Annotated in this window: 10 protein-coding genes; 3 read left to right on the top strand and 7 right to left on the bottom strand. The window is 70.5% G+C overall.

Annotated elements, in window-relative coordinates:
* The first annotated feature begins 58 nt into the window (after nucleotides 1-58).
* On the top strand, nucleotides 59-1,081 hold the full coding sequence (locus LPH33_RS14030) for an NADP-dependent oxidoreductase (protein ID WP_229564969.1): 1,023 nt from the start codon (nucleotides 59-61) through the stop codon (nucleotides 1,079-1,081).
* A complete protein-coding gene (locus tag LPH33_RS14035; protein ID WP_229564970.1) occupies nucleotides 1,038-1,667 on the top strand; it encodes a TetR/AcrR family transcriptional regulator in 630 nt (209 codons plus the stop codon). The genes LPH33_RS14030 and LPH33_RS14035 overlap by 44 nt, the downstream gene beginning before the upstream one ends.
* Here the strand turns inward: LPH33_RS14035 and LPH33_RS14040 are convergent.
* From LPH33_RS14040 to LPH33_RS14070, 7 genes are all read right to left on the bottom strand, one after another.
* The gene (locus LPH33_RS14040) at nucleotides 1,655-2,317 is read right to left on the bottom strand and encodes an FMN reductase (protein WP_088899274.1); all 663 of its coding nucleotides are present in this window, start codon (nucleotides 2,315-2,317) and stop codon (nucleotides 1,655-1,657) included. The genes LPH33_RS14035 and LPH33_RS14040 overlap by 13 nt on opposite strands.
* Entirely contained in the window at nucleotides 2,314-3,456 is a 1,143-nt protein-coding gene (locus LPH33_RS14045; RefSeq protein WP_060652933.1) for an LLM class flavin-dependent oxidoreductase, read from the bottom strand. The genes LPH33_RS14040 and LPH33_RS14045 overlap by 4 nt, the downstream gene beginning before the upstream one ends.
* A gap of 97 nt (nucleotides 3,457-3,553) precedes the next feature.
* A complete protein-coding gene (gene coaE, locus LPH33_RS14050; protein ID WP_186455092.1) occupies nucleotides 3,554-4,771 on the bottom strand; it encodes a dephospho-CoA kinase in 1,218 nt (405 codons plus the stop codon).
* 47 nt (nucleotides 4,772-4,818) lie between these two features.
* Complete coding sequence (locus LPH33_RS14055) at nucleotides 4,819-5,652, bottom strand: DUF5602 domain-containing protein (RefSeq protein WP_229564971.1); 834 nt, start codon at nucleotides 5,650-5,652, stop codon at nucleotides 4,819-4,821.
* Between the two features lie 47 nt (nucleotides 5,653-5,699).
* A complete protein-coding gene (locus LPH33_RS14060; protein ID WP_229564972.1) occupies nucleotides 5,700-7,088 on the bottom strand; it encodes an FAD-binding oxidoreductase in 1,389 nt (462 codons plus the stop codon).
* 112 nt (nucleotides 7,089-7,200) lie between these two features.
* Complete coding sequence (locus LPH33_RS14065; protein ID WP_088899276.1) at nucleotides 7,201-10,623, bottom strand: BTAD domain-containing putative transcriptional regulator; 3,423 nt, start codon at nucleotides 10,621-10,623, stop codon at nucleotides 7,201-7,203.
* An 82-nt stretch (nucleotides 10,624-10,705) separates the two neighbouring features.
* A complete protein-coding gene (locus LPH33_RS14070; RefSeq protein WP_145691078.1) occupies nucleotides 10,706-12,163 on the bottom strand; it encodes an MFS transporter in 1,458 nt (485 codons plus the stop codon).
* A gap of 290 nt (nucleotides 12,164-12,453) precedes the next feature.
* Here LPH33_RS14070 and LPH33_RS14075 point away from each other — a divergent pair, with 290 nt between their 5' ends.
* Nucleotides 12,454-12,666 carry a hypothetical protein gene (locus tag LPH33_RS14075; RefSeq protein WP_016934979.1) on the top strand — a complete coding sequence of 71 codons (213 nt, stop codon included), beginning with the start codon at nucleotides 12,454-12,456 and terminating at the stop codon, nucleotides 12,664-12,666.
* The last annotated feature ends 7 nt before the right edge of the window (nucleotides 12,667-12,673 follow it).

Here is a 12,673-nt window from a genome sequence, read left to right on the forward strand (position 1 = left end):
GTCGGGGATGAACGAGACAGATCTGTCTCGATATTGGATCCCACCACGGAGGCGAATCATGATCGTCGGCGCACGCAGACCCGGTACCGGCACCATGCCGGCCGCCCGCCACGAACAGTGGGGGTCTCCCCTCGGGATCGTCGATGTTCCGCGGCCCGAACCCGCTGCCGGAGAAATCCGTATCGCCGTCGAGGTGACGAGCGTCAACCCGATCGACATGTACACCGGGCGCAATGCCGGCTACGAACAGTCGATGCGACTCCCCTTCGTGCCCGGATGGGATGTCGCCGGCGTCGTCGACGCCATCGGGTACGGCGTCACGCGGTTCGAGGTGGGGGATCGGGTATTCGGTCTGGCCCGGTTCCCCTACCCCGCCGGAACGTACGCGCAGTACACGGCCGTGCCCGCCTACCAACTGGTGCCGCTGCCCGCGTCGGTCCCGTTCGTCGAGGCAGCGTGCCTTCCGATGGCGGCGCTGACCGCGTGGCAGATGCTCGACGCGGCCGGAGTGGGCAGTGGGTGCCATGTCCTGATCAGCGGCGCTTCGGGTGGGGTCGGACATCTCGCCGTGCAGATCGCGGTCGCACGCGGCGCGACGGTCGTCGCACTCGCGCGTCCCCACGACCACGCCGCCCTGTACGAACTGGGCGCCCGGTCGTGCGTGGACTACACCGACCGTCCTGCTGTCGCCGCCATCGGGACGGTGGATGCAGCACTCGACCTGGTCGGGGGCGATTTCGGTGTCTCGCTCTTCGATCTGGTCGCACCGGGTGGGACCGTCGCGCTCGCGACCGCGTGGTCGATCCCGCGGTACCGGGCGGCGGCCGAGGCACGCGGAATCCGGGCGGTCGCGTGCCTCGTCGAACCGGATCCCGTAGCACTCACGGCGATCGCCGGTCTCGTCGATGCGGGACGCATCCGGGTCGTCGTCGGCGCGCGGTTCGATCTGTATCGTGCGGTCGAGGCCCAGGCCTGGGTGACGAACCGTCTCGGCTTCGGCAAGGCGGCGATAGTGGTGGGCGACCGGGAGGGACGACGTGAGCGAGGCGACCAAGCAGGTACGCGGGGAGGCCCTGCGTGAGAAACTGGTCGACATCGCAGCAGAGCTCTTCTACGCCAACGGTGTTCGCGCAGTGGGGGTCGACGAGGTCGTTCGCCGCGCCGGAGTGGCCAAGGCGAGCCTGTACCGCTGGTTCCCGAGCAAGGACGACCTCGTCCTCGCCGTGCTCCAGCGGCGCGACGACGACTTCTGGGCGAAATGGGACAGCACCGCCGCGCAACACCCGGACCCACGTGAGCAGCTCGACGCCCAGCTGGCCTGGATCCAGGACCTCGCGATGCGGACCGATTACCGCGGCTGCGCATTCGTCAACACGGCAGCGGAATTCGACGGCGACGAGTCGCAGCACATCAGGAATCGCTGCCTCGACCACGAGGAAGAGCTCCGCCGCAGGCTGCGTGCCCTGACCGGTGAGCTCGGCGGGCCCCACAGCGACCGGCTGGCCGATCGACTGCACATCTCGATCGTGGGGGCACTCGCGGTCGGCGGACTGTATCGGGTGAACGGCCCGGCGGCCGAGCTGCGCGCTCTCGCCGCGGACCTGCTCAGTGCCTACCTCCCCGCCGACTGCCGACCGGCCCGCGACGTGGGGGCTCATCCCAGGTGAGCACCGAGCAGTTCCCGGAAGGACGGTCCGTCCGTGCGGACCGCGTTGCCCGACGCGCGCGGCCGTCCGGGGGGCGAGACTTCCGAGACCCCGTGTGGTGAGCCCGTGCTGCGGGTGATCTGCTCGGCGAGTTCGTCCGCCGCCCGGTCCATCCGCCCCCGCAGTGCCGTGGCGGCCTCGCCCGCGCCGAAGTCGTCGGTGGCCGCGAAGACGCCGGTGGGCACGACGAGCGCGCGCAGATAGCTCAGCAGCGGCCGCATCGCGTGGTCGAGGACCAGCGAGTGCCGGGCGCTGCCCGCGGTCGCGGCGATCACCGTGGGCACACCGGTGAGCGTGTCCGGGTCGAGCGCGTCGAAGAACATCTTGAACAGGCCCGAGTAGCCGGCGGCGAAGACCGGGCTCACCGCGATCAGCCCGTCGGCGGTCGCGAGTTGTTCGCGGGCCCGCGCGACCGCCGCGGTGGGGACACCGGCGGTGAAGGTGGTGGCGAGATCCGTCGCGAGGCTGCGCAGTTCGATCACCTCGATCTCCGCGTGGTCGCCTCGCGCACCGACCGCGACGCGAGCGGCCTCGGCGATGCGGTCGGCGAGCAGACGGGTGGTGGACGGCTCGGACAGGCCACCGCTGACGACGACGATGCGGCGGGTCATCGGGCGTCCGCCTCCTCGGGCACGAGGTCGACGCGGGCCGGGATCACCTGGCGGTGCGCCGAGTCGGCCCCCTGCGCGGCGAGGGTGGTGTGCGTGGGCGGGTCGGACGGCACGTGGGCGGGGCGGCGACGTTCGAATTCCGTACGCAGCACCGGCACGACCTCCCGGCCGAGGATCTCGATCTGCTCGAGCACGACGTCGAGCGGCAGACCCGCGTGATCCATGAGGAACAGCTGACGTTGATAGTCGCCGGCGTAGTCGGCGAAGCCGAGCGTGCGTTCGACGACCTGCTCGGGTGTGCCGACGGTCAGCGGTGTCATCGTCGAGAAGTCCTCGAGCGACGGGCCGTGACCGTAGACGGGCGCGTTGTCGAAGTAGGGACGGAAGATCCGCTTCGCCTCGGCCTCGGTCTCCGCCATGAACACCTGGCCGCCGAGTCCGACGACAGCCTGGTCTGCGGCGCCGTGACCGTACTGCTCGAACCGCTGCCGGTAGAGGGCGATCATCTGCTGGATGTGTTCCTTGTTCCAGAAGATGTTGTTGTGGAAGAAGCCGTCGCCGTAGAAGGCGGCCTGCTCGGCGATCTCCGGCGAACGGATGGAGCCGTGCCAGACGAAGGGCGGGGTGTCGTCGAGCGGCCACGGGGTGGAGGTGTAGCCGTGCAGCGGTGTGCGGAACTTGCCCTCCCAGTCGACGACGCGTTCGCGCCAGAGCCGTCGCAGCAGGTGGTAGTTCTCGATCGCCAGCGGGATGCCCTGCCGGATGTCCTTGCCGAACCACGGGTAGACCGGTCCGGTGTTCCCGCGCCCCATCATGAGGTCGACGCGGCCGCCGGAAAGGTGCTGCAGCATCGCGAAATCCTCGGCGATCTTCACCGGGTCGTTGGTGGTGATGAGAGTGGTCGCGGTCGAGAGGATGAGCTTCTCGGTCCTCGCGGCGATCCAGCCGAGCATCGTCGTCGGCGAGGACGGGACGAAGGGTGGATTGTGGTGCTCGCCGGACGCGAAGACGTCCAGGCCCACCTCCTCGGCCTTCAGCGCGATCTTCGTCATCGCGACGATGCGCTCGTGTTCGGTGGGGACCCGACCCGTCGTGGGGTCGCGCGTGACGTCGCCGATGGTGAAGATGCCGAACTGCACGGTCGAACCTCCGTCAAGTAGTTGAACTGTCAACTACTCTAACGGACGGGGCATCCGGAAGATTCCCGGGCGGGTCCCCGCCTGGGGTCCGGACTCCCTAGGCCGACCAGCCGGTGCTCTGGGCCCACTCCCACGCGCGATGATGCGCCCGGTCGAACCACGGGGCCTTGAGCGCCGCGTAGGCGGCGGCCGCCTCGGCAGGATCCGACTTCTGCGCCGCTTCGGCTGCAGCATCGGCCTTGAGGTCGGCGTACTCGCGCTTCGCGGTGTCGACCGCAGACAACCAGTCACGCAGCAGCAACGCGAACTGCTGGGCGGGCCAGCCGTCCACCCTGACCGCCACCCGCGACGGACGGCCGGGATCGGCGCTGCCGTGCAGCCGCATCTCCCACACCGCCGGGTCGGTCTCTCCCCCGGCGCCGTAGGACGGCTTCGGTTCGTCGGTCACCACATCGTCGATGCGCGGGAAGCCCGCAGCGGCCAACGCGGGTGCGAGCGCGTCGGCTGCCGCAAGGTCACCGACGGTGATCTGCAGGTCGATGACGTCGACGGCGGCCAGACCGGCCACCGCGGTGGAACCGATGTGGTCGATGCGCTCGGCCGCTCCCCCGGCTGCAAGGGCCAGCCGGGCGATGAGCCGCTGCGCCTGCCGATGCCACTCCTCGCGCGCGGGCACGAGCACCGGATCCGCCTCGACCACCGTGCCGGTGCGCAGATTCTTCTCGAACGGCACCAGACGGTCGTTCCACAGCGTCCGGACCTGCTCGACCAGCACCTGCTGATCACCGGTGTTGTCGAGCCACACATCGGCGACCTCGCGCCGTTGTTCCTCCGTCGCCTGCGCCGCGATCCGCGCGCGGGCGTCCGCCTCGGGCATGCCGCGCAGTTCGACGAGACGCCGGATCCGCTCCGTCTCGTCGGCGTGCACGACGGCGACGAGGTGGAAGGCCGGCGCCATCCCGCCCTCGACGAGCAACGGGATGTCCTGCACGACCACCGCGTCGTCGGGCGCAGCGGCGACCAGCTCGGCGGTACGGCGCCCGACCCGGGGATGGGTGATGGCGTTGAGAACCGCGCGGGCATCGTCGCTGGCGAACGCCTTCGCCGCGAGGGCAGGGCGGTCGAGGGTGCCGTCGGACTGCAGGATGTCCTCGCCGAAGGCGTCGACGAGCTCGGCGAGTCCCTCGGAGCCGGGAGCGACGATCTCCCGGGCGACGACATCGGAGTCGACGATCACCGCCCCGAGTTCGACGAGCTCCTTGGCGACGGTCGACTTGCCCGCGCCGATTCCTCCGGTCAACCCCATTCGCAGCACGCTGCCCAGTCTCGCATCACCGCGTCGCCGGGGCACCTTCGCGGTCCCTACGACGCCTCGCGCATCGTCAGCCCCGACAACGCCACGACATATTCGCCCGCCTGTTCGTCGAAGTCGACGGTGTACACCGTCGGGTAGTAGCCGGTCCGTTGGTACGACGACGGTTGTTTCACGACCTCCCGCAGGGACGGCTTCGCCGCCAGCCACTCCCGCGTCATCATCGGCTCGATGAAGATGAACTCCCCGTCCCACGACCCGTTGAGCAGCACCTCGGTGAACTCGAAGGATCCGGAGATCACGCCGTCGGCAGCGTCCGTCCAGTGCATGCCCATGAACGGCACAGTGTTCTCGACCGGCGGACCGGGCGGTGGGATGTACCCCTCCGGAACGTATTCGGGGTCGGGGAGCCGCGCCGCGCGCTCCGCGAAATCGGGCGCGCCCGGGTCCACCTCGCGGTCGGCGTCCGTCGTGTAGAAGTGCATGTCGAAATGGGGCGCGCCGTAGAGGATCTCCGGATCGTGCCCGTTCGGGTTCCAGTCCAGCATCACGTGGTCGAAACCGGTGTCCGGGGCGCCGGCGGGAAGATCCAGCATGAGCATCGTCATCTCGGCGTCCGGGCCGTCGGGAAGGCCGGTGAGCACGGACTCGGACATCCGGATACCGACCTCACGCGGCCTACCCTCGTGATCGACGACGACGTAGGTGCGGGAGATGCCCTCCCCCAGTTCGCTTTCCGGTCCGTAGAGGGTGGTGACACCGTGATGGTGTCCCGCGGTCTCTGCGCCCTCGGCGGTCGGGACGGATCCGTCGCCGCAACCCGTCAGGGCGAGAACGGCGCAGGTGGAGAGGGCGAGTGCGGTGATCGATCGAGAAGTTCGCATTGCCTGCCTTGTGGGAGTGGAGGGGCTCGGGGCGGGAGGTGTCGGTCTCATCGGGGCCGGCGAACGACCTGCCCGACGCGCAGCACGCCGTGGGTGTCGTGCTCGTCGGCGAGGGCGCCGAGCCAGTGCGCGGTGTCGTCGTCGTAGGTGCGCGCGATGCGGTCCGGATCCGAGGTGGCCGTGAAGTTGGGCAGCGAGGTGCCCGTGGTCCACGGCGCCAGCGCCCGGTCGATCACGTGGGTGTGTGCGACGACGGCGTCTGCCGAGGGTGGCGCGAGCACACCGATGACGAAGAGGGTGAAAGCGGCGTCGCGGTGGCAGAAGGCGCTGCGATGCCGCGGTTCGCGTGCCAGGGCTCCGCCGAGGAGCCGTACCTCGACGATGGTCTGCGGCGAGTGCGAGCCCGGTCCCGCCACCGAGAGCAACGCGTCGATCGCGTCGTGCGTCAGTTCGCGGGTCAGCGCACTGTGTTCGTGGGTCGGCATCGGGTCGACCGGGTCGGCGTGCACCGCTCCCAGTGCCGCGTACGGCAGGGTGGCGATGCCGTCGAGGATCGGCGCCGCGACCGTGCGCAGCGCACCGAGGATCGCCTCGGACTCGGCTTCGCCGGCGACGCTCGCGAAGCGGACGGCCACGGTCGCGCGGCCGGCCAGCGGTTCCGGGACTCCCGGCAGCGGCGGCAGTTGCAGGAAGGCCAGCGAGGTCGAACTGTGCTCGGGCAGGTCGGCGCACAGGTCGAGCCAGGCGTGCGCCACCGTGGCCGCGTCGGCGCCGTCGAAATACAGCGCCCCACCGTAGAAGTGCGGCAGGGGCATGAGGTCGATCTCCACCGCGGTGACGATGCCGAGGGTCGCCTTGCCACCGCGCAGGCCCCAGAACAGTTCGGCGTGCTGCTCGGGAGTCACCCGGAGCAGGTCTCCGTCACCGGTGACGAGATCGAAGGCGCGCACGTGGTCGGAGGACAGTCCGTAGGTGCGGACCAGCGGTCCGATTCCCCCGCCGGTCAGGAAACCGGCGACGCCGACGTGGGGTGACGATCCCGCGAGCGGGGCCAGACCGTGGGGTGCGGCCGCGTCGACGACCTGCTGCCACACCAGGCCGGCTCCGAGACGGGCGGTGCGGGTGTCGGGGTCGATCAGGCATTCGGTGAGGCGGCCGGTGTGCACGAGCAGCACATCGTCGCCGAGGGGCACGGCGCCGTGCCCGGTGCGCTGTACGGCCACCTTCAGGCCGTGTTCGCCCGCGAACCGGACGGTGGCGCTGACGTCGAGGGCGTTCTCGACCGCGATCACCGCGCGGGGACGGACCGGGACCGCCACGTTCCACGGGGTCGCGGCGTTGTAGCCGGGTTCGCCCGGCAGGGAGATCGATCCGGTGACCGCGGTGCGGAGGGCGTCGAGTGGGTCGGTGCCGACGGTGGGCGTCCGGAGGTTCATGTGCACTTCCTTTCGTCGCACGGGATGAGGTGCGACGAAAGAGTGCCGGGACCGGCTTGGCGGCTTCTTGCGGCGACGTGGGGGCGTCGTCCAAGTGTCCGCCAAGAACCGGTCAGGTGGGGATCGAGCGGGCGTGGGCGGCGAGGCCGAGCATGCCGGTGCGGGTGGCTTCGTCGGCGATCGCGACGATGTCCCGGCTGCGTTCGGGCGAGACCGGGCGCAGTTGGGCGCGCAGCAGACGGCACCGCAGCAGTGTCGGTGGGCTCGATGTGCGGGTCGCGAGGTCCTCGGCCCGGTCCAGCAGCACTGCGGCGTCGTCGGTGCGTCCGAGCAGTGCGTGCAGGCGCGCGCAGACCTCCGCCACCGAGCCGATCACCCCGACCTGTCCCACCGTCGCGATGCGATCGGTGAACGGATCGAGGAGCTCGAGGAACATCTCGGCGTAGTCGACGAGGGCGAGGTCGGCGACGACGCGCGCGATGAGTGTGCGGTGACCGAGCGTCGTCCAGGTGAAGGGTGCTCCCTTGGCTACCCACTGTTCGATGTCGCGGATCACCGCCGCGGTGTCCCGGCGGGCGCCGGCGATGGCGATGCTCCAGGAGTCCGGTTCGACGGTGCCGGGATCCGCGTCGGCGAGGGTGCCGTACTCCCACTCGAGGGTATTGGTGGCGAGATCGGAACTGCCCGCCGTGTACAGCTCGGTCTGCAGGTGGAACTGTGTGGCGGTGTCGTAGTGGCGCCGGGTCTCGGCGAAGTCGCCGTGCCACGCCGCGAGGGTCGCCTCCATCCATCGCAGCTGTACGCGCAGCACAGGCAGACGCAGCAGGTCGCAGCCGGCGATGCCCCGGCGGACGTGGAACGTGGCGGCGTCGACGTCCCCGAGGTTCATCTGCGTCATGCTCGCGACGGCGTGGGCGATCACCTCGTCGAACCGCGCCTGCTGGTGCGGAAGCGCGAGAAGTTCGTCGGTGAGACGGGCGGATTCGTGACTGTGTGTCGCGACCCCCGAGTAGAGGAGGATGCGGCCCAGCAACGCGTCGGCGACGACGTCCGGGTCGGCGAGTTCGCGTGCGATCTCCAGCGCGGTGCGGCTCATCCCGTCGGGGACGGACGAATCGGGGTGATAGCAACTGCCCACGGCGAGCGCCGCGAGCACCCGGGCATGCGCCGCGCGGTCGGTCGCGACGAACGGTTCGAGTGCGGCGAGGCGGTCGAGGACCGGTCCCGGATCCTTACCGTAGGACACCCACGGCCACGCGCCGGCCGCGCGCAGCAGCGCTGCAGCCAGGCGCCCGGCCGTCGACGTGCGGCCGTCGCGGACCGCGTCGAGCAGACCGGCGTCGACGACATCGAGTACGGTCTGGCCGCGACCCGCCCGGGCGAGTGCCTCGACGCGCGCGACGAGCAGATCGTCGCGGTCGCCCGGGGATCGTTCCGCGGCGGGCAGCAGGTCGAAGGCCCGGACGGCATCGTCCCACCAGCGTGCCGCCTCCTCCGAGTTCCACCTCTCGGTGGCCTCGCGGGCGGCGGTGACGCAGGCGTCGAACACGATGCGAGGGTCGACGAGCGGTAGTGCCGCCATGAGGTGCCGGGCTCGTCTGCCGGCACGATCCGGGTCGGAGGAGTCCGCCAGGACCTCCGCGACGCGTGCGTGCATGCGTTGGCGGCGGATGGCGGGAATCGCCGCGAGGACCTCGTCGCGGAGCAGTCCGTGGGCAAAGGCGTACCCCCGCAATCCGGGATCGGCGACGATGATGCGTTCGTCGGCGGCGTCGTCGAGGTAGTCGGCGAGGGTGTCGGGATCGAGGCGGGTCGCACCGGCGAGGATGTCCATCTCGATGGTGTCGCCGACGACCGCGGCCACTCGGAGCACCTGCAGGACGGCGGGTTCCACCGCGGCGAGCCGCCGCGCGAGGACCGAGCGGACCGCCATGGGGATGCCCCCGTCGAGGCGTTCGTCCCGGGGAAGACGTGCGTATTCGGACACGAACAGCGGGTTACCGCCGGTCCGTTCGGCGAGCAGGCGGGCCTCGTCGGCGTCGAGCGGTGCGCCGCTCACATGTCCCGCCAGGGCGGCGACCTCGGATTCGGCGAGCGCCGGGACGTCGATGTGCCGGTTGCCTTCACCGTGCAGCACGGCGTCCACGAAGCGCTGGACGGTGGGGGTCGTCTCCGAGTCGCGGAGTGTGCACACGAACCAGACGCCCCGCTTGTGCAGGGCTCCCACGAGATACAGCAGGCAACGTAGGGAGGTCGGGTCGGCCCATTGGATGTCGTCGAGCACGATCGTGAGCACGGGAGTCTGCGCCGCGGCCGTTTCGACGACGCCCAGAATCCGCTCGTAGACCGCGAAGCGCGCTTCGTCGGATTCCACTCCGGTGGGCGGGATCAGGGTGGTGTCGGCATCGGCGCCGAGTTCGCGCAGGATGCGCCGGATCGGCCACCAGGCGGGCGCTCCGTCGTCCTCGAGACACCGCGCCCACACGGTGGTCCCGCCGATCGCGGCGGTCCTGGCGTCGCATTCCTCGGCGAGGCGGGTCTTGCCGATGCCGGCGGGTCCGGTGAGGACGACCCACCGGGTCGCGCCGGAGCGGACCTCGTCGAGCATGCGGTCGAGGGTTCCGGTCTCGGAGGTGCGCCCGACGAAGATGCGTCCGGGGCCCGGCGCCGGGGTGGGCGCGGGGACGGCGGGCGCGGCCGGTGCCGGAACCTCCTCCGCGCCCGTCCATCCCGGGGTGCGGGGCCACGCCGCGAGTCCCGGTTCGTGCCGGAGGATCGCGCCCTGCAGGTCGGTGAGTTCGGTGCCGGGCCGCAGCCCCAGCTCGGCGTCCAGTCTCGTCTCGTGGACGCGGAACTGTTCGAGTGCTTCCGACGAACGCCCCGCTCGGTGCAGGGCGAGCATGCGCAGCCAGCAGGTGCGGTCGCGGAACGGGAACTCGCTGCACAGTTCGGTGGCGTCGACGAGGGCGGGAGCGAGGCGACCGAGGGCGAGCAGCGCGGTGATCCGGGTCTCACGGCATTCGGTACGTACCTCGTCGAAGGATGCCGCCGCGACCTCCACCCAGTGTTCGTCGCGCAGGTCCTCGAGGAGATGCCCCCGCACCGAGTCGAGGGCACGGTCGGCGGTGTCGAGTGCGAGCTCCCATTCCCCGTTCTCGGCGTGCCGACGGGCGGCCTCGGCGTCGTCGAGGAAGCGGGCCAGGTCGACCGACTCGGCCGGGATGTCGAGGACGTAGCCGGGAGGTTGGCGCACGATCGGGGAGGCCGCACCGCTCTCCCCTCTCAGCACCCTGCGCAGATTGGAGATGTACGCCTGGATGCTCGCCATCGCGCTGGCGGGCGCGTCGTCCTGCCACAGGGCGTCGATCAGCCGGTCGGTGGAGACCACCCGCCCCCGGTTGAGCAGCAGGACGGCGAAGACCGCTCGCTGCTTGCGCGGACCCAGATCGACCTGCGACTCCGACGAGGGCCCCGCCGGGTCACTCGTCGACGCGACCCGAACCACCTCCAGCGGTCCGAGCAGTCGGTACATCATGTGGTGAGCCCCCCTCGACCCCGGCCGAACTATGCGATCGTTGCAGTGTAAGGACAGTTTTCGCCGGGTGCGCGGCGACTTCTCATCCCGTCACGGCCGGGAATTCGACCGTGTCGCCCTCGGTGTCCCCGAACGCAGGTACGGTCTGCCGCCGGGTGCGCAGGCAGGCCACACACACCACCGCTCCGAGGGCCGCGACGACCGCCGCCGCCACGAGCGCCCCCTGCAGGCCGGCCACGAAGTCCTGCGGTGACCCGCCGGGCAGCAGCGACTCGGCGGGCAGGAACACCCCGAGCACCGCGACGCCGACGGCGATGCCGGTCTGACGGAACGCGTCGTTGATACCGGCCGCGAGACCGGAATGATCCGCGGTGCTCTCCCCGAGGACGATCCCGCTCATCACCGGGTTGAAGACACCCGCGGCCGCGCAGGCCACCACGAGTCCCGGCAGCAGGACGTACTTCGAGCTGTCCGCCTCGGCGACCGTCATCATGAGCAACCCGACGGCGACGAGCGCCAGCGAGCACGACAACGAGACCCACGCGGGGACGACACGATCGAGTTTCGCCGTCGTACCGGCGACGACGAACATGGCGACGGTCGCGGGCAGGTACACCAACCCCGCCTGCACCGGCGACAACAGCAGGACGTTCTGCAGGTACAGGGTGGTGTAGACGAACACCGCGAACAACGACGCCGAGATGGCGAAGGCCGCGACCTGCGCTCCGGCGAAGGCCCGGTTGGCGAGCAGATGTGGCGGCAACATCGGTTCGGCGGTGCGCATCTCGTGCACGACGAAGGCGACGAGGGCACCGGCAGCGACGACGAACGCGAGCACCGGCTGGGCATCGGACCACCCGATCTCGTGGCCGCGCAGCACGGCGAACACGAGCGCCGCCAGTCCCACCGCGGCCAGGAACTGCCCCGGCACATCGGCGCCGCGCGGGCGGGGATCCCGCGATTCGGGCACCCAGCGCAGGGACAGGAGCAGGGTCACGAGGCCGATCGGCACGTTGACGAAGAAGATCGCGCGCCAGTCGAGCAGTTCGGTGAGCAGACCTCCGACGAGCGGGCCGACCGCGAAGGCGCCGCCGATGGTCGCGCCGTAGGCGGCCAGGGCCGACGCCCGTGCCGGCCCCCGGTCGAAGACGTCGGCGAGGAGGGCGAGCGAGCAGGCGAACAGGACCGCCCCACCGATGCCCTGCACGGCCCGGGCGAGATCGAGGAACCAGATCGTCGGGGCGAGGGCGCACAGCAGCGAGGCGACCGTGAACCAGACGAGGCCGGCGACGAACACTTGGCGGCGGCCGCGGCGATCGGCCCACGACCCGGCACCGAGGACGACTGTGGCCAGGGCGAGGGTGTAGGCGTCGATCACCCACTGCAGTGGACTCACGCCCGCGTCGAGGTCGACGGCGATCGACGGCAGTGCGGTGTTGACGACGGCGATGTCGAGCATGAGCATCGCCGTCGTCACACATACCACCAGCAGCGTGATCCGCTTCGTCGCGGTGCTTCTCGCAGGGATCGGTGTGGTCATGGAACGTCCTTCCGTATCGAGGTGTGTGGACCTCGGACACGGTGCATCGCGTCGCTTGGGACGAACCGGGTGTACTTCTTGGACCGCTCGGCAGTCACCGACATCTCCCCGTCGGGACGACCGGGGATCACACACCGATCACGACAGGGTCACGGGGCAGTTGCAGGCCGCTCGGGACCGGACACACCCCCTCCTACCTGGGGCAAATGCGGAGAATTCGACGTCGTGTCCGATATCGTCGTTGCGAAGCGTCCGTCCCGGCTCGTCCGGAGCATTCGAGAAGGCAGGCCATGCGATCCTCCACCTCAACCACAGGTCGGCATCGCCTCGGCATGGAAAACGGTGTTCACTGCATCCTCATCCCCGAGGTCGCTGCCGCCCTCGCCGAGCACCGGCGGAACTGGTTCACCGCGCTGCTGACGAACGCGCGCCACAGCCACGCCGCGATGCGCAAGCGGGCGACGGCCCTGCCCGCGCAGTGGGCCACTCCCGCCGTGGGGTGAACTCGCC

The organism is Rhodococcus sp. RDE2, assembly GCF_020885655.1.
GTDB lineage: Bacteria > Actinomycetota > Actinomycetes > Mycobacteriales > Mycobacteriaceae > Rhodococcus > Rhodococcus pyridinivorans.

Bases quoted from the DNA above. Each gene is read 5' to 3' on its own strand.
- LPH33_RS14030 (WP_229564969.1), top strand. From the start codon at position 59: ATGATCGTCGGCGCACGCAGACCCGGTACCGGCACCATGCCGGCCGCC.
- LPH33_RS14040 (WP_088899274.1), bottom strand. From the start codon at position 2,317: ATGACCCGCCGCATCGTCGTCGTCAGCGGTGGCCTGTCCGAGCCGTCC.
- LPH33_RS14055 (WP_229564971.1), bottom strand. From the start codon at position 5,652: ATGCGAACTTCTCGATCGATCACCGCACTCGCCCTCTCCACCTGCGCC.
- LPH33_RS14060 (WP_229564972.1), bottom strand. From the start codon at position 7,088: ATGAACCTCCGGACGCCCACCGTCGGCACCGACCCACTCGACGCCCTC.
- LPH33_RS14065 (WP_088899276.1), bottom strand. From the start codon at position 10,623: ATGATGTACCGACTGCTCGGACCGCTGGAGGTGGTTCGGGTCGCGTCG.
- LPH33_RS14070 (WP_145691078.1), bottom strand. From the start codon at position 12,163: ATGACCACACCGATCCCTGCGAGAAGCACCGCGACGAAGCGGATCACG.
- LPH33_RS14075 (WP_016934979.1), top strand. From the start codon at position 12,454: ATGCGATCCTCCACCTCAACCACAGGTCGGCATCGCCTCGGCATGGAA.